This window comes from Serratia sp. 4542, assembly GCF_016805595.1.
GTDB classification, from domain to species: domain Bacteria; phylum Pseudomonadota; class Gammaproteobacteria; order Enterobacterales; family Enterobacteriaceae; genus Serratia; species Serratia nevei.
This window is the reverse complement of sequence record NZ_RXKV01000013.1, coordinates 411,094-433,164: the sequence shown is the minus strand read 5'-3', so window position 1 is coordinate 433,164 and position 22,071 is coordinate 411,094. Positions and strand designations below refer to the sequence as shown.

Here is a 22,071-nt window from a genome sequence, read left to right as displayed (position 1 = left end):
GTCAAGCGTTTATTTCGCTTTTCTCTCGCTGACCCGGCGGCTTGTCAGTCGTTGTTCCCGGTCAGTGGAGGCGCATTATAGGGAGTTCTCGGCGGGCCGCAACCCCTAATTGCAAAAAACTTTTCAATCGCTCAAATAATCACCCGAAATGCCTTTTTAGGATGTTTATTAGTCAAAAAATACCACTTTTAGCACAGTAATAGCGGCAAACCCTGTAAATAGGGACAAACGAAGATAAAGAAAAGGGAGCGGTCACCCGCTCCCTTTCATCTTTATTACGCTCGATTGCCGTTATTGGCGTGCAACGATATGGTCGTTTTCCACATCCAACGTGACCAGCTTGCCGGGGATCAGCTTACCGGACAGGATTTGCTGCGCCAGCGGGTTCTCGATCTCCTGCTGAATAGCGCGTTTCAACGGACGCGCACCATATACAGGGTCGTAACCCGTTTTGCTCAACAGCGCCAGGGCCGGTTCGGTCATGGTCACTTCGTAACCGCGCTCTTCCAAACGCTTGTAGAGACGCGACAGCTGAATCTTGGCAATTGCAGCAATGTGTTTCTCGCCCAGCGGATGGAACACCACCACTTCGTCGATACGGTTGATGAACTCCGGACGGAAGTGGTGACTCACCATCTCCATCACCGACTCTTTCATCTGCGCGTAGTTCATCTGACCGAAATGCTCCTGGATCAGATCTGAGCCCAGGTTGGACGTCATGATCACCACAGTATTGCGGAAATCGACGGTACGGCCTTGACCATCGGTCAGTCGGCCGTCATCCAACACCTGCAACAGAATATTGAATACGTCCGGGTGCGCTTTCTCGACTTCATCCAGCAGAATCACCGAATAAGGCCGGCGGCGCACGGCCTCCGTGAGGTAACCGCCCTCTTCATAGCCGACATAACCCGGAGGCGCGCCGACCAGACGAGAAACGGAGTGTTTCTCCATAAACTCGGACATGTCGATACGCACCATGGCGTCGTCGCTGTCGAACAGGAACGAAGCCAGCGCTTTGCAGAGCTCGGTTTTCCCCACCCCGGTCGGGCCGAGGAACAGGAACGAACCGATCGGCCGGTTAGGATCGGACAATCCGGCGCGGCTGCGGCGAATAGCATTCGAGACCGCGCTGACCGCTTCGTCCTGGCCGATAACCCGCGAATGCAGCTCTTGCTCCAGGCGCAGCAGTTTGTCACGCTCCCCTTCCAGCATTCTGGCAACCGGGATCCCGGTCGCACGCGCCAGCACTTCAGCAATCTCCGCATCGGTCACCCGGTTGCGCAGCAGCTTCATGCTCTTGCCTTCGGCCTGCGTGGCGGCGGCGAGCTGTTTCTCCAGCTCAGGAATTTTGCCGTACTGCAGCTCCGACATCCGCCCCAGATCGCCGACGCGGCGCGCCTGCTCCAGAGTGATTTTGGCCTGCTCGAGTTCGGCCTTGATGTTCTGAGTACCGGAGAGCGAGGCTTTTTCCGCTTTCCACTCTTCTTCCAGCTCCGAATATTCGCGCTCTTTCTGCCCCAGCTCGTCGCTGAGCATGTCCAGGCGTTTCTTGCTGGCGTCGTCAGACTCTTTATTTAACGCCTGTTGTTCCAGCTTCAACTGAATGATGCGGCGTTCAAGCCTGTCGAGCGATTCCGGCTTGGAATCCATCTGCATACGAATGCTGGACGCCGCTTCGTCGATCAGGTCGATAGCCTTGTCCGGCAATTGACGATCGGCGATATAACGGTGTGAAAGCGTTGCCGCCGCCACGATGGCCGGGTCGGTGATCTGCACGTGGTGGTGCAGTTCGTAACGTTCTTTCAAGCCGCGCAGGATAGCGATGGTGTCTTCCACGCTCGGCTCCGCCACATACACTTTCTGGAAACGACGTTCGAGCGCCGCATCCTTCTCTATATATTGACGATACTCGTCGAGCGTAGTCGCGCCGACGCAGTGCAGCTCGCCGCGCGCCAGCGCCGGTTTGAGCATGTTGCCCGCATCCATCGCGCCATCCGCCTTACCGGCGCCAACCATGGTGTGCAGTTCGTCGATAAACAGGATAACGCTGCCTTCCTGCTTGGCCAGATCGTTGAGCACGCCTTTCAGACGCTCTTCAAACTCGCCGCGATACTTGGCGCCGGCGATCAAGGCGCCCATATCGAGGGACAATACGCGCTTGTGCTTCAGCCCTTCAGGCACTTCGCCGTTGATGATGCGCTGCGCCAGGCCTTCGACGATGGCGGTTTTACCCACGCCAGGCTCGCCGATCAGCACCGGGTTGTTTTTGGTACGGCGCTGTAGCACCTGGATGGTGCGGCGTATCTCTTCGTCACGGCCGATTACCGGGTCAAGTTTGCCCAGCTCGGCGCGTTCGGTCAGATCGATGGTGTATTTCTTCAATGCTTGCCGTTGGTCTTCGGCGCCTTGGTCTTCCACGCTGTCACCGCCTCTCATTTGTTCAATGGCTTTGCTGATTTTGTCGGCCGTTGCGCCGGCCGCTTTCAACAAGTCGGTCAACGAGCCGCGGTCTTCCAGCACCGCAAGCACAAACAGCTCGGAAGAAATGAATTTGTCCGCGCGCTTCTGCGCCAGCTTGTCGCACAGGTTCAAGACGCGCACCAGCTCGTGGGACGGTTGAACGTCGCCACCGGTGCCTTCTACCTGCGGTAAACGGGACAGCGCCTGTTCGATTTCGGTGCGCACGCGCCCGGCATCGATACCTGCGGAAGTTAATAGTGGACGAACCGTGCCCCCTTCCTGATTGAGCAGGGCGCTCATCAGATGTAGCGGTTCAATAAACTGGTTGTCGTGCCCAAGGGCTAGTGACTGGGCATCGGCGAGGGCAAGCTGGAATTTGTTGGTAAGACGATCCAGACGCATAACACCTCCAAGATGGGTCGAAATTGCTACTGGAGATTAAATGAGGTCATCCCTCAAATTTTCAAGGTTATCTCGACGCTAAATTTTCGGTACAACGCCATGCGTCGTTGGATCGTCCTAATTCAATAGGTTATATCAGCCAGATTAAACTTGCCAGACGTCCGGTTATTCCATCGCGTCGATAGGAGAAAAAATGACTCTTTTCGTTAACCGTGCAGCGGTCGCCACCATAGATGGCCTGCACGCCTGCCCGCAACAAACGTTGGCGCGCCAGTAAGTAGATATTAGCCAAAAACTTATCGCCGTGCGGCATAAACGCCGCCGCGGCTTCGGCGTCTTCCGCGATAAAGGCGGCACGCACCTCCGGCCCGACTTCAAACTGCTGCGGGCCGATCGCCGGCCCCAGCCAGGCGCGGATCTGGCCCGGTGCGGCGCTGAACGCCGCCACGGTTTGTTCCAGCACGCCGTGGCACAACCCACGCCAGCCGGCGTGGGCGGCGGCCACTTCATCGCCGTTCTGCGAGCAGAACAGCACCGGCAGACAATCCGCCGTCATCACGGCACACACCTGCCCCGGCACGTTGCTGTACACCGCATCCGCCCGCAGATCGGCGGGCGCTTGCCCCGTCAACGTCACCACGCGGGTGCCGTGCACCTGCTCGAGCCACACCGGCATCTGCGGCAAGCCGGCGGCGGTAACCAACCGTTCCCGATTGCGCTTCACCGCTTGCTCCTCGTCACCGACGTGGGTGCCGAGGTTCAGCGAGTCATAAGGCAGCAGGCTGACGCCGCCGCCGCGCGTGGTGCTGCAGGCCTTAACGCCGGAAGGCAACGGCCAGTCGGGCAGAATGAGCGAATTCATTACCAGTCCATCTGATCTTTGAATTCTTCGGTGTCCGCCTTCAGCGCGTTGATCAGATCGACCATGTCCTGCGGCAGCGGCGCATGCCACTCCATCTGGATACCGCTGATCGGATGATACAAACGCAGCATGGTGGCGTGCAGCGCCTGGCGGTCAAAGCCGCGCAGCGTGTTGATGAAGGCTTCCGAAGCGCCTTTCGGCGGACGTGGACGGCCGCCGTACAGCGGATCGCCCACCAGCGGATGGCTGATGTAAGCCATGTGTACGCGGATCTGGTGAGTACGGCCGGTTTCCAGGCGCAGGCGCAGGCGGGTGTGCGCACGGAAGTGTTCCATAATGCGGTAGTGCGTCACCGCCGGTTTACCCATCGGGTGCACCGCCATGTGGGTGCGCTTGGTAGAGTGACGCGCGATAGGCTCTTCTACCGTGCCGCCGGCGGTCATGGTGCCGATCGCCACCGCTTCGTATTCACGGGTAATTTCACGCGCCTGCAGCGCTTCCACCAGCCGGGTTTGCGCCGGCACGGTTTTCGCCACCACCATCAGGCCGGTGGTGTCTTTATCCAGACGGTGTACGATGCCGGCACGCGGCACGTCGGCGATTTCCGGGTAATGATGCAGCAACGCATTGAGCACCGTGCCGTCCGGGTTACCGGCGCCAGGATGCACCACCAAATCGCGCGGTTTGTTGATCACCAGGATGTCGCTGTCTTCATAGACGATATCCAACGCGATATCCTGTGGCTCCCAACGCGCCTCTTCTTCAATCTGTGCATCGATGGCGACGGTCTCTCCGCCCAGCACCTTCTCTTTCGGTTTATTTGACGTTTTGCCATTGACCTTCACCCGATCGCCCAGGATCCACTCTTTTATGCGAGATCGTGAATAATCAGGGAACAATTCGGCCAAAGCCTGATCTAAACGTTGTCCGAGTTGAGATTCGGCCACCGTTGCGGTGAGTTGTACTTGTTGTGCCATATGCAGCTTCTTCGTTAACGTTGGGTTTTCACGGCGATGCCGTTTAATATAATGTGCTATTGTACCTGGTCTTTGTCGGGAGCTTAACGGACAGTCTCCCGGAATAACACCCTGAGGATAATCAAAACGTCATGACGCGTATGAAATATCTGGTGGCGGCAGCCACGTTGAGCCTGGCGCTGGCAGGTTGCTCCACATCCAAGGATGCGGTTCCCGACAACCCACCTTCGGAAATCTATGCTACCGCGCAGCAAAAACTGCAGGACGGTAACTTCAAGGGCGCGATTACGCAACTCGAAGCGTTAGATAACCGCTATCCTTTCGGGCCGTATTCCCAGCAGGTCCAGCTGGATTTGATTTACGCCTACTATAAGGCTGCCGACTTGCCGATGGCTCAGGCATCCATCGATCGCTTCATGCGTCTGAACCCGACGCACCCGAACATCGATTACGTGATGTACATGCGCGGCCTGACCGACATGGCGCTCGATGACAGCGCACTGCAGGGCTTCTTCGGGGTTGACCGTTCTGACCGCGATCCTCAGCACGCTCGCGCTGCGTTCCGCGACTTCAGCCAGTTGATTCAGCAATACCCGAACAGCCAATACGCGACCGACGCCAACAAGCGTTTGGTGTATCTGAAAGACCGCTTGGCCAAGTATGAGCTTTCGGTGGCGGAATACTACACTAAACGCGGTGCTTACGTCGCGGTCGTTAATCGCGCCGAGCAGATGTTGCGTGAATTCCCGGATACCAAAGCGACGCACGACGTGTTGCCGCTGATGGAAAATGCCTACAAGCAGCTGCAGCTGAACGGCCAGGCTGACAAAGTGGCCAAAGTGATCGCCGCCAACCCGCAATAACCGCGCGTCGGCAACGACAGAAAAACAAAACGGCAGCCTCGGCTGCCGTTTTCATTGGCGTGGACCGGTTTTTTACTGGAGAAATACACAAGTAAAAACACGGTGTTAGCTAGCGCCCCTCACCGGTCAACTCATCGATAATGCGCCATCCGGCGGCAACTCTCAAGCATTAGATAACCAATTCAGATGCTGAATCACAGATTGAACTAACTTTGCAAAAAGTGACAAAAAATCGTGATTTACATCACGCATTTAAACAAAAAGCGGGGTATGCTGGATTCACCAAGACGGAAAGACAGAGAGGTAAGTTATATGACATTGAACATTACCAGCAAACAAATGGATATCACTCCCGCAATCCGCAATCACGTCGAAGACCGTCTCACCAAACTGGAAAAATGGCAGACCCAGCTGATAAACCCACATATCGTCTTATCTAAAGAACCGCAGGGGTTTGTCGCCGACGCTACCATTACCACGCCTAACGGCCCGCTGGTCGCCAGCGCCAAACATGATGACATGTACACCGCCGTTAATGAGCTGATCGCCAAGCTGGAGCGCCAGCTGAACAAGGTGCAGCACAAAGGCGAAGCGCGCCGCTGCAATGCCAGCGTGAAAGACATCGTGCCGGAAGTCACGCAAGAGCAAGAATAACCGTCCGACAGCGATTGCCGCATCAAACGCGCCCGAGGGCGCGTTTTTTGTCGGGTATTTTTGTTGACGGGGTAAAGGCCAGCGGTTACTTTAAAACCTGATCGCATTAACCTTAGGTAGACCATGCCACGCACACCGTTTTTCTTCGCATTCTTTTTTACCTTCCCCTGACTGGGAGGCGTTTCGTCGTGTGAGAAAGAATGCGAAGACGAACAACAAGGCCTCCTGGAAACAGGGGGCTTTTTTTATGGCTATTTTACAACGAATAAGAACTGAAGGCGGAAGCTGATTATGACTGACAACCCGTTATTGGTGCTGCGCGAGCGCATCAGCGCACTGGACTTGAAACTGTTGGCCCTGCTGGCGGAACGCCGTGAGCTGGCGATCGAAGTCGGCAAGACCAAGCTGCACTCTCACCGCCCGATCCGCGATAAAGAACGCGAGCGCGACCTGCTGGACGCGCTGATCGCCGCCGCCAAACCTTACGATCTGGACGGCTTCTACGTCACCCGCCTGTTCCAACTGATCATTGAAGACTCCGTTCTGACCCAACAGGCGCTGCTGCAGCACCAGCTCAACCCCGTCAGCCAGCACTCCGCCCGCATCGCCTTCCTCGGCCCGAAAGGCTCTTATTCACATCTGGCGGCGCGTCAATACGCCGCCCGCCATTTCGATCAGCTGATCGAATGCGGCTGCCAGAAGTTTCAGGATATCTTCACCCAGGTGGAAACCGGCCAGGCGGACTACGCGATACTGCCGATCGAGAACACCAGCTCCGGCTCGATTAACGAGGTGTACGATCTGCTGCAACACACCAGTCTGTCGATCGTCGGCGAGCTGACTAACCCGATCAACCACTGCGTTCTGATTGCCGGCGACAGTGATTTGAGCCAGATTGAAACCGTCTACAGTCACCCGCAGCCGTTCCAGCAGTGCAGCCAGTTCCTGAACCGCTTCCCGCACTGGAAAATCGAATACACCGAAAGCACCGCCGCCGCGATGGAGAAAGTCGCCAAGCTGAATTCACCGAAGGTAGCGGCGCTGGGCAGCGAAGCCGGCGGCGCCCTGTACGGGCTGCAGGTGCTGGAACACAACCTTGCCAACCAGCAGCAGAACATCACCCGCTTTATCGTCCTGGCGCGTAAAGCGATTGACGTCTCCGAACAGGTGCCGGCCAAAACCACGCTGATCATGGCGACCGGCCAGCAATCCGGCGCACTGGTCGAAGCGCTGCTGGTTCTGCGCGACAACGGCATCATCATGACCAAGCTGGAGTCACGCCCGATCAACGGCAATCCGTGGGAAGAGATGTTTTATATCGATGTGCAGGCCAATCTGCGTGCCGACGCGATGCAAAAAGCGCTGCGCGATCTGGCACCAATCACCCGCTCGCTGAAGGTACTGGGCTGTTACCCGAGCGACACCGTGGTGCCGGTCAACCCATCCTGAAACCATAAAAAAAGGGTTCGGCCAAGCCGAACCCCTTACCTTTACGTTTACCACCCGCGTTTTACTGCCGGCTGTCGTTAGCCTGCCGCAACAGCGTGCGGCTCTCCACCAGGAAGCGCTGGGCGTAATCGCCGAACCAGTGCTCCACCTTGCGGAAACTGTCGATAAACGCCTGTTTGTCGCCATGCTCCAACAGCTTTATCGCCTCGCCGAAGCGCTGGTAGTAACGCTTAATCAGCGCCACGTTTTCTTCCGACGACATGATGATATCGGCGTAAAGTTGCGGATCCTGCGCAAACAGGCGGCCAACCATCGCCAGCTCCAGCCGGTAGATCGGCGAGGAGAGCGCCAGCAACTGCTCCAGTTGCACGTTCTCTTCCGCCAGGTGCAACCCGTAGGCGAAGGTGGCGAAGTGCCGCAGCGCCTGAATAAACGCCATGTTCTGATCGTGTTCGACCGCGCTGATGCGATGCAGCCGCGCGCCCCACACCTGCAGCTGCTCAAGCAACCACTGGTAAGCCTCCGGCTGGCGGCCGTCGCAGTAAACCACTACCTGCTTCGCCACGCTGCCCACGTCCGGGCCGAACATCGGGTGCAGCCCCACCACCGGGCCGTTGTGCACCGCCAACATCGCATGCAGCGGACGGTTCTTCACCGACGCCAAATCCACCAGAATACAGTCGTCGGGCAACGTTGGCAGGCGGCTTATCACCTGCTCTGTCACATGAATCGGCACGCTGACGATCACCATGCCGGCGTCGGCCAACAGCTGTTCCGCCTGCGGCCAATCTTCCTGATCCAATACCCTGACCTGATAACCCGACAGCGTCAGCAGACGGTTGAACAGCCGGCCCATCTGGCCGTTGCCGCCGATGATGACGATCGGCCGCAGCTGTGGGCACAGGGTTTTAAAGCCTTTATCGTTCTCGCTGACGTATGATTCGCGCATCACGCGGCGCAAGACGTCCTCAATCAAATCCGGCGGCACCCCGAGGTTTTCCGCCTCCTGACGGCGCGAGGCCAGCATCGCCGCCTCGCGCTCCGGCACATAAACCGGTAAACCGTGGCGGCTTTTCACCTCCCCCACTTCCGCTACCAGATGCAGGCGTTTTGCCAGCAGATCCAGCAACGCTTTGTCCACCTCGTCGATTTGATCGCGCAGCGCGGTCAGTTCTGCCACCATAACTTACTTTTCTCCCGTGCGTGCCGTCAGCGCAGCGCCGAGTTCCTGATGCATATGACGCAGCAGCGTTTCCGTGCTCTCCCAGTCGATGCAGGCGTCGGTGACGGACACACCGTAACGCATGTCTGCACGCGGCTGTTCGGAAGACTGATTGCCCTCATGCAGATGGCTCTCCAGCATAATGCCGGTGATCGAACGGTTGCCCGCTTTGATCTGCTCCACCACGGACTCGGCCACCGCCGGCTGACGGCGATAGTCTTTATTCGAGTTGCCATGGCTGCAATCTATCATCAAGGACGGATGGAGTCCCGCCTCGAGCATCTGTTTTTCACAGGCCGCAACGTGCTCGGCGCTGTAGTTCGGGGTTTTGCCGCCGCGCAGGATCACGTGCCCGTCCGGGTTGCCCTGCGTCTGCAGCAGGCAAACCTGGCCCGCCTGGTTGATGCCGACGAAGCGGTGCGGCATAGCGGCGGCGCGCATGGCGTTGATGGCGGTGCCCAGACTGCCGTCGGTGCCGTTTTTGAACCCGACCGGCATCGACAGGCCGGAAGCCATTTCGCGGTGGGTCTGCGATTCGGTGGTGCGCGCGCCGATCGCCGACCAGCTGAACAAGTCCCCCAGGTACTGCGGGCTGTTCGGATCCAACGCTTCGGTAGCCAACGGCAAGCCCATGCCCACCAGATCCAGCAACAGGCGACGCGCGATATGCAAGCCTGCTTCAACGTCAAACGAACCGTCCATGTACGGATCGTTGATCAAACCTTTCCAGCCGACAGTGGTTCTGGGTTTTTCAAAATAGACGCGCATAACGATATACAGCTGATCGCTCAAGTCAGCCGCCAGGGTTTTCAAACGACGGGCGTAATCCAGCGCCGCATCCGGATCGTGGATCGAACAAGGCCCGCACACCACCAACAGGCGATGATCGCGCCCCTGCAAAATGTTGGCGATGGTGTTGCGCGCGGTGGCGATTTCATTTTCGTCGTCGGCGCTAAGCGGGAACTGGTTCTTCAGCTCCTCCGGCGTGATGAGAACCTGTTCTGCACTGATATGTACGTTATTGAGCGCGTCTTTTTGCATGATGCTATTCCTGTCGTTTGGCGTTATGCGTTGAAATGGAACATTGAGCGTTTCAGGGCTCTACCTTATCACGCGATGTAAAGATTTCAATCCAATTTCCGTAAATAAAAAATTACCGTGCTTTTGCTTATAAAAAAACATGTATAAAAACATCAGTAAAATACAATTAAATTCATTTAAATCAATAATATAATAAAATTACAGGATCATCAGAACGCGCCTAGGCACCCTGCGAACCAAAACACCCAATCGTAAACATATTTGTACAATTAGTTTTACAGGGAAGATACACCGCCCGTCTCGGCGCCCACGAACGGACAGTAGCGGATACCGTCAGGCTCAGCACGAAATGCCGCCGAAAGCGATGAATTTAAGTAGAAGAAAAGCGAATAAATGAGGAATAAAAATTAAAAACTTAAGCTAATGGCGGCTATTTTTGTCGCCGAAGTGAACCGATATAATGTGACCGTCATCAACAATAACCACCCTTAACAACTGGATCCAAGATGCTCTCTTCTCGCGCTCGTCGCGCTTTTCCGCTGTATATTTGTTGCTTAACGACTTTCACCAGTGTTTCAGCCCTTGCCGACAATACGCTTTTCACCGCGATGGACGATCCGGCCACCGCCAAGAAACCGTTCGAAGGCAACGTGCAGGCGGGCTACAACGCCCAGTCCGGCAACTCGCAAAGCTCCACCCTGTTGGCCAACACCAATATGACCTGGTTCAATACCGACGCGGCATATAGCCTGTGGGGGGCGGCCAACAACACCACCTCCTCCAACGTGCGCTCGTCCGAAAAGTACCAGGCCGGTGGCCGTACGCGCTATAACCTGACCGATCGCAACTACCTGTTCGGCCAGGCCAGCTGGCTGAGCGACCGTTTCAACGGTTATGACTCGCGCTCCACGCTGACCGGCGGTTACGGCCGCCAACTCCTCAACGGGCCGCTCAGCGATCTGCGGGTGGAATTTGGTCCCGGCGTACGCCATGACGAATACCACGGCGGCGGCCGCTCGACCAAAGGGCTGGCCTACGGTGCGGCCAACTATTCCTATCAGCTGACCGACAACACCAAGTTCATTCAGGGCGTTTCCGCGCTGGCGAACGAGGAAACCACGCTGAACTCGGAAAGCGCGTTGAACGTGGCGATCAACGATCGCTTCTCACTGCGCGTGGCCTACACCGTGACCTACAACAGCAAACCGCCGGCCTCCGCACCGAAAAACACCGATACCACCACCTCGGTCACGCTGGTCTACGGCCTGTAACCTCCCCCCGCCCAGAATCTCTCGAAGCCCATCATCGATGGGCTTTTTTTATACCCGCCGCTCTCTCTTGCACAATCTGCTAAAAATATTCATCTCGCCCATTGACGACTTTAGCAAATAGCTTAATACTGTATGCATATACAGTAATTATTATACAGCCTCGTGGCATGATGGATTTCGATAGCGAGTGGCCAACAACGCATCGATAACCCCCAGCTCCGAGAGACTGTAAACAAAGTGAGCATAAGCTATGGAGAAAATCACCTCATTCATCACCTACGCCATGGCGCTGTTTCTCGCCTGGCTCGGCAGGCTCTCTCCGCAGGACATTGCCTTTTTAGTCGGTGCGGCGGTAGGAATCGGCACGTTTCTGGTGAACTGGTACTACCGACGTAAAAGCCTGCAGATCTTGAAGGCTATTGAGCGCAATGCGGCATCACGGAGGAAAATTTACGATGAGTGCAATCGTTAAGCGCTGCAGCGTCGCCGCCGTTTTGGCCATCGCCGTGCTGTTACCGTCATTTGGCGAGCTGCAAACCTCAGAAGCCGGCCTCAGGCTGATCGCCGATCTCGAAGGTTGCCGCCTGTCGCCTTACCAGTGCAGCGCCGGAGTGTGGACACAGGGCATTGGACACACCGCCGGCGTCATCCCGGGCCAGGCTATCGATGAGCGGCAAGCCGCTGTGGATTTGGTAGACGATGTTCGCCGCACCGAGCGTGGCATGGCCGCCTGCCTGCCGCAAACGCTCCCACAAGAAACCTATGACGCGGTGATCGCCTTCGCCTTCAACGTGGGCATCAGCGCCGCCTGCCACTCCACGCTGGTCACGCTGCTGCAGCAGCGCCAGTGGCAACAGGCTTGCGATCAGTTGCCACGATGGGTTTACGTAAACGGAAAGAAAAACAAGGGGCTGGAACAGCGACGCGCCACGGAACGCGCACTGTGCTTGCAAGGCATTGCCTCATCATGACGGGCTCGCTCGCCTAAGTGGTGATGCCACAACAATTTCACTTAATTTGTTCAAGGGGGGTTCTTATGATGCACTGTCCACTATGCGGTCACGTGGCCCACACTCGCTCCAGTCGCTATCTGAGCGAATCGACCAAAGAGCGTTACCATCAATGCCGCAACATCAACTGCAGCTGCACGTTCGCCACGCACGAATCCGTTGCACGGGTGATCGTCAAGCCCGGCGATGACATTGTCCCGGCGCAGCCGCACCCGCCGGAGAATCAGCATAAACAAAGCGCCGCCGCGCTGTAATGCAAAAAGCCTGCTGATGCAGGCTTTTTAATGTCGCTACAACGTGGCCAAATCTCGCAAATGCAACGCAGCTGGATTTTCAGATAAAAAAAGGGGCTGGCATAGGCCAACCCCTGATAACTATTAACTTTTGGATGCAGCGTTAGTTAACGCGGTTCAGACGCTCTTTGATACGAGCAGCCTTACCAGTACGTTCACGCAGGTAGTACAGTTTAGCTTTACGAACGGCACCACGACGTTTAACAGTAATGCTGTCGATTACTGGGGAGTGAGTCTGGAATACGCGCTCAACACCTTCGCCGTTGGAAATCTTACGAACAGTGAATGCAGAGTGCAGACCGCGGTTACGGATAGCGATAACCACGCCCTCGAATGCCTGCAGACGTTTTTTGCTACCTTCAACGACCCATACCTTCACTTCCACGGAATCACCCGGACGGAATGCAGGTACGTCTTGTTTCATCTGCTCTTGTTCAAGTTGCTTAATAATGTTGCTCATAATATGTCTCTTACCCTAGGTAAACTGATATATCGGTCCCGTCTGATGTCAGACGTTTCCTTCATAGTCCTGTTGCCTGGCCTGATGTTCCCGTTGGAACTCAGCCAGCAACACCGCTTGCTCGTCAGTCAGAGCTAGGCTTTCTAGAAGTTCAGGTCTTCTAAGCCAGGTTCGGCCCAGCGACTGCTTTAAGCGCCAGCGACGTATCTCGGCATGGTTGCCCGACAGTAGAACCGGCGGTACTTCCATCCCTTCCAACACCTCTGGGCGGGTATAGTGCGGGCAGTCCAGCAATCCGTCGGCGAAGGAGTCTTCCTCCGCTGAGGCCTGATGGCCCAGCACACCCGGTATGAAACGGGCGACTGAATCAATCAGGGTCATCGCCGGCAGTTCCCCGCCGCTGAGAACGTAATCGCCGATTGACCACTCTTCGTCAATTTCGGTTTGGATTACGCGCTCGTCTATCCCTTCGTAACGGCCGCACACCAGAATCATCTTCTGATTGGCCGCCAGTTCGCACACGCCGGTTTGATCCAGCTTGCGCCCCTGAGGTGACAGATAAATCACCTTTGCTCCCTCGCCTGCCGCTGCTTTCGCCGCATGAATGGCTTCCCGTAAAGGTTGCACCATCATCAGCATTCCCGGGCCGCCGCCATAAGGGCGATCGTCCACGGTGCGATGCCGGTCGTAGGTGAAGTCGCGAGGACTCCAACACTGCACGCTCAGCAGGCCATTTTTTACTGCCCGGCCAGTCACCCCGTAATCGGTGATAGCGCGGAACATCTCAGGAAACAGGCTTACAATACCGATGAACACAAGCCAATCCCCTTACCGTTATTCCACTTGCTTCGACCGTTTGATCCGGGGGTCAAAAACCAGGATCCCAATCTGCCTCGATCACGCGGGCAGTGAGATCGACTTTCTTGATAACCTGCCCATGAAGAAACGGAATCAACCGCTCCTTCATGCCGAACGCATCTTTCAGGTTCGCTTTCACAACCATCACATCGTTCGAGCCGGTTTCCATCATATCGATGACTTTACCCAGCTCGTAGCCGGCGGTGGTGACTACCTGGCAGCCCATCAGGTCTTTCCAGTAGTAATCGTCACCCTCCAGCGGAGGAAGTTGCTCAGAATCCACCATAATCTCGCGATTAGTCAGCAGATTCGCCGCGTCCCGATCGTCAATGCCTTTGACCTTGATGATCAGATCCTGACTGTGGCGCTTCCAGTCTTCCAACTCGATATGCTGCCACTGACCCGCCTGCTGGATAAACCACGGCTGATAGTCAAAAATGCTTTCGGCGTTCTCGGTGGATGAAAACACTCTGAGCCAACCACGAATGCCGTAAGCGGACCCCATTTTACCGAGTACAATCGGCTGCTTAGGCGCTACCGGTTTGAGTTGCTTGCTCATTGCCACCACCGCGACAGATTAAGCTGCTTTCTTAGCGTCTTTGATCAGCGCGTGAACGCGATCAGAAACGGTTGCACCCAGACCAACCCAGTGCTCGATGCGGTCCAGGTCCAGACGCAGTGCTTCAGCCTGACCGGAAGCGATCGGGTTGAAGAAGCCTACGCGCTCGATGAAACGACCATCACGAGCGTTGCGGCTGTCGGTCACTACTACTTGATAGAACGGACGCTTTTTAGCGCCGCCACGTGCCAAACGAATTGTTACCATAACATCCTCTTTAGTTAATAAAACAGCCGGGCCCCATTGAGGGACGGGGCCCGGTTGCAATATAAAAAGCCCGAAAATTTTACTCATTTTGGCGCAAAAAGCAATCTAAAGCGTCGATCGCAGGGGACAACTTTTGCTGCCTGTCAAATTTCGGGCGGTTTTCACCGCGAACGGCGAATGCTGAAAGCGCCCACACTCGGCGTGCGGAGGCCCATCAGCGGCCTGGGAAGCCCGGCGGCATCATACCTTTCATGCCGCGCATCATCTTCGCCATACCGCCTTTCTTCATCTTCTTCATCATACGCTGCATTTCGTCGAACTGCTTCAGCAAGCGGTTGACGTCCTGCACCTGCATGCCGGCCCCCATCGCGATGCGGCGCTTGCGCGAGCCCTTGATGATTTCCGGTTTGGCGCGCTCTTTCAGCGTCATCGAGTTGATGATCGCCTCCATGCGCACCAGCACTTTATCGTCCATCTGCGACTTGACGTTGTCCGGCAGCTGGCCGGCGCCCGGCAGCTTGCTCAGCATGTTGGCCATGCCGCCCATGTTGCGCATCTGCTTGAGCTGCTCCAGGAAGTCGGTCAGATCGAAACCGTCACCCTTCTTCAGCTTGTTGGCCAACTTCTCCGCCTGCTCGCGGTCGACCTTGCTTTCGATATCTTCGATCAGCGACAGCACGTCGCCCATGCCCAGGATGCGCGATGCCACGCGATCCGGGTAGAACGGCTCCAGCGCTTCGGTCTTCTCGCCCACGCCGAGGAATTTGATCGGCTTGCCGGTGATATGACGGATGGACAGCGCGGCACCGCCGCGCGCGTCGCCGTCGACCTTGGTCAGCACCACGCCGGTCAGCGGCAGCGCTTCGTTAAACGCCTTGGCGGTATTGGCGGCGTCCTGGCCGGTCATGGCGTCGACCACGAACAGGGTTTCCACCGGCTTGATCGCCGCGTGCACCTGTTTGATCTCGTCCATCATCGCTTCGTCAACGTGCAAACGGCCGGCGGTATCGACGATCAGTACGTCGTAGAATTTCAGCTTGGCCTGTTGCAGCGCGCGATTGACGATGTCGATCGGTTTTTCTTTGACGTCAGACGGGAAGAAATCGATGCCGACGCCTTCCGCCAGCGTTTCCAGCTGTTTGATCGCCGCCGGGCGATAAACGTCCGCGGAAACCACCAACACTTTCTTCTTCTGTTTTTCTTTCAGGAATTTGCCGAGTTTACCGACGCTGGTGGTTTTACCGGCACCCTGCAAGCCCGCCATCAGCACCACCGCCGGCGGCTGGGCCGCCAGATTCAGCTCGGTGTTGACTTCGCCCATCGCGGCGATCAGCTCGCCCTTGACGATCTTGACGAACTCCTGCCCCGGCGTCAGGCTCTTGTTGACTTCATGACCGACCGCGCTCTCTTTGACGCGGTTGATGAAGTCGCGCACCACCGGCAGCGCAACGTCCGCTTCCAGCAATGCCATGCGCACTTCACGCAGGGTTTCCTTGATATTCTCTTCGGTCAGCCGCCCGCGGCCGCTGATATTGCGCAACGTGCGCGACAATCGATCGGTTAAATTTTCAAACATCGTCTCATGCTCAACGTGTAATGACAGGCCGCTCCGGCGACACAATTGCGCCGATGATAACACGAAGCGCGGCGGATCTCTGCCTCAGCGTTGGAGATAGGTTGGAGTGAAACGCGCGCAACGTTATACTGACACTCCAATTAACCACGCCGAAGCAAAATTAAACGCTATGCCAGTTTTCTCCATTGTGGCTTTGATGGCCTACCTGCTCAGCCTTGGACTGATCATTCCCAGCTTGTTGCGGAAGAACAGCGCATACCGTCGGCTTGCCCTCGTCTCGGCGGTGGTGGCGCTGATTTGCCATGCCATCGCGCTGCAGCAGCGCATCTTTGACGTCAGCGCCGGGCAGAATCTCAGCCTGCTGAACATTGGCTCCATCGTCAGCCTGATCATCTGCTCGGTGATGACCTTCGTCGCCTCGCGCGACCGCGGCTGGTTCCTGCTGCCGATCGTCTACAGCTTCGCGATGATCAACCTGGCCTTCGCCAGCTTCATGCCCGGCGAGTTCATCACTCACCTGGAAGCCAGCCCGGAACTGATGGTGCATATCGGCCTGGCGCTGTTCTCTTACGCTACCCTGATCATCGCCGCGCTCTACGCCTTGCAGCTCGCCTGGCTCGATTACCTTCTGAAAAACAAGAAGTTGACCTTTAGCGCCGACATGCCGCCGCTGATGAGCATCGAGCGCAAGATGTTCCATATCACCCAGATCGGCGTGGTGCTGCTGACGCTCACCCTGTGCACCGGCTTGCTGTACATGGATAATCTGTTCAGCAAAGAGAACGTGCATAAAGCCGTGCTGTCGATCATGGCCTGGTTCGTGTATATCGTGCTGTTGTGGGGCCATTACCATGAAGGCTGGCGCGGCCGCCGCGTCGTCTGGTTCAGCTTCGCCGGCGCTTTCCTGCTGACGCTCGCCTACTTCGGCAGCCGTCTGATTCAGCAGGTGATGGTCCGCTAAGCCAGCCCGGCTCAATTCTCCCTCTCTATAAGGAATACTGCATTGGAGCATGTGTCGACGGGGACCCTCATCATTATCCTGGTGATCATGATCGTGGTCTCCGCTTACTTCTCCGCTTCCGAAACCGGCATGATGACGCTCAACCGTTATCGCCTGCGTCACCTGTCCAAACAGGGCAACCGCTCGGCGCGTCGGGTGGAGAAGCTGCTGCAAAAACCGGATCGGCTGATCGGCCTGGTGCTGATCGGCAACAACCTGGTCAACATCCTCGCCTCGGCGCTGGCGACCATCGTCGGCATGCGGCTGTATGGCGATCTCGGCGTGGCGATCGCGACCGGCATACTGACCTTCGCCGTGCTGCTGTTCGCCGAAGTGCTGCCAAAGACCTTCGCCGCCCTCTATCCGGAACGTATTGCCTTCCCCAGCAGCGTCCTGCTGGCCCCATTGCAAAAGGTGATGTTCCCGCTGGTCTGGCTGCTCAACGGCATCACCAGCCTGACCTTGCGCCTGTTCGGCATCCGCACCAACGTGCGCATCAGCGACGCCGTCAGCAAGGATGAACTGCGCACTATCGTGCGCGAATCCCAGTCGCAAATCTCCCGACGCAACCAGGACATGCTGATTTCGGTGCTGGATCTGGAAAAGGTGACGGTTAACGACATCATGGTGCCGCGCACCGAGATCGTCGGCATCGACGTCAACGACGACTGGAAGTCGATCATGCGCCAGCTGACCCACTCGCCGCACGGCCGCATCGTGCTGTATCGCAGCTCGCTGGACGACGCGATCGGCATGCTGCGCGTGCGCGAAGCCTACCGCCTGATGACCGAGAAAAAAGAGTTCAACAAAGAGAACCTGCTGCGCGCCGCCGATGAGATCTACTTCGTGCCTGAAGGCACGCCGCTCAACGTGCAGCTGGTGAAGTTCCAGCGCAACAAAGAGAAGGTCGGCATCGTGGTCGACGAGTACGGCGACATTCAGGGCCTGGTCACGGTAGAAGACATTCTCGAAGAGATCGTCGGCGACTTCACCACCTCGATGTCACCAACGTTGGCGGAAGAGGTCACGCCGCAGAGCGATGGCTCGGTCTTGATCGACGGTACCGCCAACGTGCGCGAACTGAACAAAGCCTTCAACTGGACCCTGCCGGCCAGCGAGGCCCGCACCGTCAACGGCATGCTGCTCGAAGAGCTGGAAGAGATCCCTGAAACCGGCACCCGGGTGCGTATCGGCCATTACGATATCGACATTCTCGACGTGCAGGGCAACATGATCAAACAGGTGCGAGTCACGCCGATCACCTCGCTGCAGTCCAGCGTCGGCCATCACTGACCGCCAGTCTGAAAGTAAAAAAGACGCTAAATCGCGTCTTTTTTTATCTCTGCGGGAAACTCGCGGCTAGATATGCAGTTCCTGCAGCTTCTCTTTCGGCAGCGCCAGCTCGTCGTTGTGGTTAACCACCACGTCGTTATCCAGGATGTGCTTGGCAATCTCCTGCGCTTCTTCCAGCGAGTGCATATGGTAAGTGCCGCACTGGTATTCGTTCAGCTCAGGGATTTTGCGCTGGTCGGTTACTTTCAGCACGTCGGCCATCGCCGCTTTCCACGCATCGGCTACGCGCTGCTCTTCCGGCACGCCGATCAGGCTCATGTAGAAACCGGTACGACAGCCCATTGGGGAGATGTCGATAATCTCCACGCCCTGGCCGTTCAGGTGGTCACGCATAAAGCCGGCGAACAGGTGTTCCAGCGTGTGAATGCCACGCTCGGGCATCACTTCCAGGTTCGGGCGGCAAAAGCGCAGATCAAACACCGTGATGGTATCGCCATGAGGCGTTTTCATGGTTTTCGCAACGCGGACAGCCGGAGCTGCCATACGGGTATGATCGACGGTAAAGCTATCCAGCAATGGCATTTCGCTACCTCCTCGTAAAAGAGCATTTATTTCGAAACTTTTTTTCCTAACCGGGAAACCTTTTCCAACCCTGCGAGTCTGAGTATGTGAAAGACGCGCATTTGTTATCATCATCCCTGTCATCAGAGATGCATATTTGGCCACATTGATGTGGCCTTTTTCTTTTTCAGCTTCCGCCGTTTTGCTTCAGGAACGCTTCAAAGCTTAGCGTATCATTAGCTTCTATGTCGCGTTGGCGCTGCCACGAGGCTTCCCGCTCTTTATCCAGCTCGGCTTCGTTCAGGATTTCCAACGGCTCTTCCAGCAACGTCTTACGATACTGCTCCGCCAGCTGCAACCCGACGCGCCCGGTGCCTTCCGCCTTCATCGCCTTCAGAATGCGCGCAGAGAATGTCAACTCAGGATCGTCGAACGCGGCAACCAGCTCATCACACACCTGCTGGTATTGACGGTTGCCGGCTTCGCCGTCCAACACTTCCGCCACCCGACGCAGATCGGCGAACAGCGCCTTACCCACTTTTTCGAGCGGTTCATGGCTGGCGCCACAGCCGATGCCGATGGTCTGGCCCGGCTTGCGCCCTTCCAGAATCACCCGGTTCCAGTTCTTGCGCGTGCACAGCAGTTCATCGCTGCTCATCTCCGGCGCATCGGCCAGCGCGCACCACACCAGGAACAGATCCAGGAAACGCGCCTGCACCGCGTCCACGCCGATTGGCGAGAACGGGTTGATATCCAGCGAACGCACTTCGATATATTCGATGCCGCCGCGCAGCAGCGCGTCCGACGGCGTCTCGCCGCTTTGGGTCACGCGCTTCGGCCGGATCGGCGCATACAGCTCGTTCTCTATTTGCAGCACGTTGCTGTTCAGCTGCAGGTAGCGATCGCCCTCTTTCACGCCCAGCTTGGCGAACTCTTCAGAAGGCGTCGCAATTGCCCGCTTCAGACCGGCCACATAGCTGTGCAGATCGTTGAAGGTGATACCCAAATTGCTCTGCGACTTGTTGGTGTAACCCAGGTCGCTCAGACGCAGCGAGGTGGCGTACGGCAGGTAGCACATCCCCTGCTCGGTGCGCACGAACGGCAGATTGGTCTCACGCCCTTTGAGGAACGAAGAACAAATGGCCGGCGATGCGCCGAACAGATACGGGATCACCCAACCGAAACGGTAATAGTTGCGGATCAGGCGGAAATACCCCGCCGAGATCTGCTCTTTACCGCTTTCTGCGTCCTGCACCCCGGCCCAGGCCTGCCAAAACTCCAGCGGCAGCGAGAAGTTGTAGTGCACGCCGGAAATGGTCTGCATCAGCGCGCCGTAGCGATTCTTCAACCCTTCGCGGTACAGCGTCTTCATGCGGCCGATGTTCGACGAACCAAACTGCGCCAGCTCGATATCCTGCTCGGCTTCGATAAAGCACGGCATGCTGAGCGGCCACATGCGCTCATCGCCGATATTGCGCGCCACGTAACGATGAATATCGTGCAGGAACGTCAGCAGGTGATCGATGTTGTCATCAACCGGCGTAATGAACTCTAACAGCGCTTCGGCGAAATCCGTGGTGATCCAGTGGTGCGTCAATGCCGCGCCCAGCTTTTCCGGATGCCCGGTGGTCGCCAAGGTGCCGTTCGGCGTGACCCGCAGCGTTTCACGCTCGATGCCGCGACGAATGCCTTTTAATGCCTGGGGATGGGCTTCCAACCAAGAAAGCGCCTGTGATACGTCCGGGATCAAATTGACCTCCCGCTTCTAAAAACAATAACTCGTAAGCATACTGAATCCGCACCCGAGAGAATATTGAGTTATATTCACTTGGTTACTGCCACCAGGCGATACCCTGTACCGTTATCATAGCCAAAACGATGTAACGCAGCGCCTTTCCGATACACAGAAACAGCGCGACAGAGCCCCAGGGCATGCGCAGCCAACCTGCCAACACGCACAACAAATCGCCCACCACCGGCACCCAGCTGAGCAGCAGCGCAGCCGGGCCGAAGCGTTGCAGCCACCCGAGCGCCGTTGCCAGCCCCCGCTGTGGTTTCAACGCCGGTAACAGGCGCCCGATAATGACATTGGTCAAGCCACCCAGCGTATTGCCCAGGGTCGCGGCCAGCACCAGCAACTCCGGCGAGACGCGACCCTGGGTCAGCAAGGCGACCAGAACGATTTCTGAATTTCCCGGCAGCAGCGTCGCACTGAGGAAGCTACTGCCAAATAACGATATTACGGCTAGCGTACTACTCACAGCGTACGGACGTCTACCACAGCCATACCGGCACTTTTCGCCGCCTGAATGCCGAAATCGGCGTCTTCAAACACCACGCATTTTTCCGGCGGCACGCCGATCAGTTCGGCACAGCGCAAGAAGGTGTCCGGCTCCGGTTTGTGGCGCTGCACGTCGTCCGCACCGACGATCGCGTCGAAGCAGTTGAACAGGCCGAGATGACGCAGCAGCATTTCCGCCATGCGGTGCTCGCTGCCGGTACCGACCGCCATCGGACGGCGGCCGTGATAGGACTTCACCACCTCGATCAGCGGCAATGGACGCACGCTGTCCAACAGCATCGCTTCCACCGCGCGGGTTTTCTCCGCGGCCAGGTGATGGGGATCGAGATCGGCCTGATGGCTGGCGATAATCGCCTGGGCGATGCGCCAGGTCGGTGAACCGCTCAGCGCCACCATGGCCGCTTCATCAAACGTCATGCCATAACGGGACAGCACTTCACGCCACGCTTTGCGGTGCGTTGGCTCGGTGTCCAGAATCGTGCCGTCCATGTCGAAAATAAGACCCTGATAGCGGTCGTACATCGTTACTCCATGATCGTTGAGGAAAGAAAACTACTTTAGCGTAAAGCCGTTGGGTTGTCGCTGACTGCGTCATAACGGAATGTGCTGTGCCCGATCGGGCGCAAAGGAGGACGGGGGAGAGAGAATGGCTAAATGCTGAAAAGCGAAAAACCCGCCGAAGCGGGTT

Annotated in this window: 24 protein-coding genes and 1 other annotated feature; of the genes, 10 read left to right on the top strand and 14 right to left on the bottom strand. The window is 57.0% G+C overall.

Annotation, left to right across the window (positions count from 1 at the left end; genetic code table 11):
- Positions 1 to 291 precede the first annotated feature (291 nt).
- From clpB to rluD, 3 genes are all read right to left on the bottom strand, one after another.
- Positions 292 to 2,865 (bottom strand): ATP-dependent chaperone ClpB, encoded by a 2,574-nt coding sequence (gene clpB, locus EKL15_RS21345; protein WP_203090319.1) that lies wholly within the window; start codon positions 2,863 to 2,865, stop codon positions 292 to 294.
- A gap of 130 nt (positions 2,866 to 2,995) precedes the next feature.
- Complete coding sequence (yfiH, locus tag EKL15_RS21340; protein ID WP_060425329.1) at positions 2,996 to 3,727, bottom strand: purine nucleoside phosphorylase YfiH; 732 nt, start codon at positions 3,725 to 3,727, stop codon at positions 2,996 to 2,998.
- Positions 3,727 to 4,704, bottom strand: a complete 978-nt coding sequence (rluD, locus tag EKL15_RS21335) for a 23S rRNA pseudouridine(1911/1915/1917) synthase RluD (protein WP_004932452.1) — start codon at positions 4,702 to 4,704, stop codon at positions 3,727 to 3,729. The genes yfiH and rluD overlap by 1 nt, the downstream gene beginning before the upstream one ends.
- Before the next feature lie 131 nt (positions 4,705 to 4,835).
- On the opposite strand from rluD, the gene bamD reads away from it, so the two are divergent.
- From bamD to pheA, 4 genes are all read left to right on the top strand, one after another.
- Positions 4,836 to 5,567 carry an outer membrane protein assembly factor BamD gene (gene bamD, locus EKL15_RS21330; protein ID WP_004932456.1) on the top strand — a complete coding sequence of 244 codons (732 nt, stop codon included), beginning with the start codon at positions 4,836 to 4,838 and terminating at the stop codon, positions 5,565 to 5,567.
- A gap of 312 nt (positions 5,568 to 5,879) precedes the next feature.
- Positions 5,880 to 6,221, top strand: coding sequence for a ribosome-associated translation inhibitor RaiA (raiA, locus tag EKL15_RS21325; protein WP_004932457.1), 342 nt, complete (start codon positions 5,880 to 5,882; stop codon positions 6,219 to 6,221).
- A 122-nt stretch (positions 6,222 to 6,343) separates the two neighbouring features.
- Positions 6,344 to 6,470, top strand: a sequence feature (Phe leader region).
- Positions 6,345 to 6,392: a hypothetical protein gene (locus EKL15_RS21320; protein WP_101428074.1), complete on the top strand. Its 48-nt coding sequence runs from the start codon at positions 6,345 to 6,347 to the stop codon at positions 6,390 to 6,392. (Overlaps the previous feature by 48 nt.)
- Positions 6,471 to 6,512: 42 nt before the next feature.
- Positions 6,513 to 7,670, top strand: a complete 1,158-nt coding sequence (gene pheA, locus EKL15_RS21315) for a bifunctional chorismate mutase/prephenate dehydratase (RefSeq protein ID WP_060425327.1) — start codon at positions 6,513 to 6,515, stop codon at positions 7,668 to 7,670.
- Positions 7,671 to 7,731: 61 nt separating this feature from the next.
- Here pheA and tyrA read toward each other — a convergent pair whose 3' ends face one another.
- Positions 7,732 to 8,853: a bifunctional chorismate mutase/prephenate dehydrogenase gene (tyrA, locus tag EKL15_RS21310; protein WP_100396071.1), complete on the bottom strand. Its 1,122-nt coding sequence runs from the start codon at positions 8,851 to 8,853 to the stop codon at positions 7,732 to 7,734.
- Positions 8,854 to 8,856: 3 nt separating this feature from the next.
- Positions 8,857 to 9,933, bottom strand: coding sequence for a 3-deoxy-7-phosphoheptulonate synthase (locus EKL15_RS21305; protein WP_038871801.1), 1,077 nt, complete (start codon positions 9,931 to 9,933; stop codon positions 8,857 to 8,859).
- Between the two features lie 506 nt (positions 9,934 to 10,439).
- Between EKL15_RS21305 and EKL15_RS21300 the strand changes: the two genes are divergently transcribed.
- The 4 genes from EKL15_RS21300 to EKL15_RS21285 all read left to right on the top strand — a co-directional run bounded on the left by EKL15_RS21300 (position 10,440) and on the right by EKL15_RS21285 (position 12,468).
- On the top strand, positions 10,440 to 11,204 hold the full coding sequence (locus EKL15_RS21300; RefSeq protein WP_047728881.1) for a YdiY family protein: 765 nt from the start codon (positions 10,440 to 10,442) through the stop codon (positions 11,202 to 11,204).
- 250 nt (positions 11,205 to 11,454) lie between these two features.
- A complete protein-coding gene (locus tag EKL15_RS21295) occupies positions 11,455 to 11,676 on the top strand; it encodes a holin (protein WP_038871804.1) in 222 nt (73 codons plus the stop codon).
- Positions 11,660 to 12,175 carry a lysozyme gene (locus tag EKL15_RS21290; RefSeq protein ID WP_038871806.1) on the top strand — a complete coding sequence of 172 codons (516 nt, stop codon included), beginning with the start codon at positions 11,660 to 11,662 and terminating at the stop codon, positions 12,173 to 12,175. The genes EKL15_RS21295 and EKL15_RS21290 overlap by 17 nt, the downstream gene beginning before the upstream one ends.
- A gap of 65 nt (positions 12,176 to 12,240) precedes the next feature.
- A complete protein-coding gene (locus EKL15_RS21285) occupies positions 12,241 to 12,468 on the top strand; it encodes an ogr/Delta-like zinc finger family protein (protein WP_016929021.1) in 228 nt (75 codons plus the stop codon).
- A gap of 142 nt (positions 12,469 to 12,610) precedes the next feature.
- Here the strand turns inward: EKL15_RS21285 and rplS are convergent, their stop codons facing one another.
- The 5 genes from rplS to ffh all read right to left on the bottom strand — a co-directional run bounded on the left by rplS (position 12,611) and on the right by ffh (position 16,227).
- Positions 12,611 to 12,967: a 50S ribosomal protein L19 gene (rplS, locus tag EKL15_RS21280; RefSeq protein WP_015376707.1), complete on the bottom strand. Its 357-nt coding sequence runs from the start codon at positions 12,965 to 12,967 to the stop codon at positions 12,611 to 12,613.
- 48 nt (positions 12,968 to 13,015) lie between these two features.
- On the bottom strand, positions 13,016 to 13,783 hold the full coding sequence (trmD, locus tag EKL15_RS21275; RefSeq protein WP_004932485.1) for a tRNA (guanosine(37)-N1)-methyltransferase TrmD: 768 nt from the start codon (positions 13,781 to 13,783) through the stop codon (positions 13,016 to 13,018).
- Between the two features lie 52 nt (positions 13,784 to 13,835).
- Positions 13,836 to 14,384, bottom strand: a complete 549-nt coding sequence (gene rimM, locus EKL15_RS21270) for a ribosome maturation factor RimM (RefSeq protein WP_019455135.1) — start codon at positions 14,382 to 14,384, stop codon at positions 13,836 to 13,838.
- An 18-nt stretch (positions 14,385 to 14,402) separates the two neighbouring features.
- The gene (rpsP, locus tag EKL15_RS21265; protein ID WP_004932501.1) at positions 14,403 to 14,651 is read right to left on the bottom strand and encodes a 30S ribosomal protein S16; all 249 of its coding nucleotides are present in this window, start codon (positions 14,649 to 14,651) and stop codon (positions 14,403 to 14,405) included.
- 214 nt (positions 14,652 to 14,865) lie between these two features.
- Positions 14,866 to 16,227, bottom strand: a complete 1,362-nt coding sequence (ffh, locus tag EKL15_RS21260; RefSeq protein ID WP_004932504.1) for a signal recognition particle protein — start codon at positions 16,225 to 16,227, stop codon at positions 14,866 to 14,868.
- Between the two features lie 169 nt (positions 16,228 to 16,396).
- On the opposite strand from ffh, the gene EKL15_RS21255 reads away from it, so the two are divergent.
- Together EKL15_RS21255 and EKL15_RS21250 are read left to right on the top strand one after the other, a co-directional pair.
- On the top strand, positions 16,397 to 17,188 hold the full coding sequence (locus EKL15_RS21255) for an inner membrane protein YpjD (RefSeq protein WP_004932506.1): 792 nt from the start codon (positions 16,397 to 16,399) through the stop codon (positions 17,186 to 17,188).
- 42 nt (positions 17,189 to 17,230) lie between these two features.
- Complete coding sequence (locus tag EKL15_RS21250) at positions 17,231 to 18,520, top strand: HlyC/CorC family transporter (RefSeq protein ID WP_038871814.1); 1,290 nt, start codon at positions 17,231 to 17,233, stop codon at positions 18,518 to 18,520.
- Positions 18,521 to 18,586: 66 nt separating this feature from the next.
- On the opposite strand, the gene luxS is transcribed toward EKL15_RS21250, so the two are convergent.
- From luxS to yqaB, 4 genes are all read right to left on the bottom strand, one after another.
- Positions 18,587 to 19,102, bottom strand: a complete 516-nt coding sequence (luxS, locus tag EKL15_RS21245; protein ID WP_019455133.1) for an S-ribosylhomocysteine lyase — start codon at positions 19,100 to 19,102, stop codon at positions 18,587 to 18,589.
- 166 nt (positions 19,103 to 19,268) lie between these two features.
- A complete protein-coding gene (gene gshA / locus EKL15_RS21240) occupies positions 19,269 to 20,831 on the bottom strand; it encodes a glutamate--cysteine ligase (protein WP_203090317.1) in 1,563 nt (520 codons plus the stop codon).
- An 82-nt stretch (positions 20,832 to 20,913) separates the two neighbouring features.
- Positions 20,914 to 21,342 (bottom strand): YqaA family protein, encoded by a 429-nt coding sequence (locus EKL15_RS21235; protein WP_100396069.1) that lies wholly within the window; start codon positions 21,340 to 21,342, stop codon positions 20,914 to 20,916.
- Positions 21,339 to 21,905 (bottom strand): fructose-1-phosphate/6-phosphogluconate phosphatase, encoded by a 567-nt coding sequence (yqaB, locus tag EKL15_RS21230; protein ID WP_033637176.1) that lies wholly within the window; start codon positions 21,903 to 21,905, stop codon positions 21,339 to 21,341. The genes EKL15_RS21235 and yqaB overlap by 4 nt, the downstream gene beginning before the upstream one ends.
- Between the last annotated feature and the right edge of the window lie 166 nt (positions 21,906 to 22,071).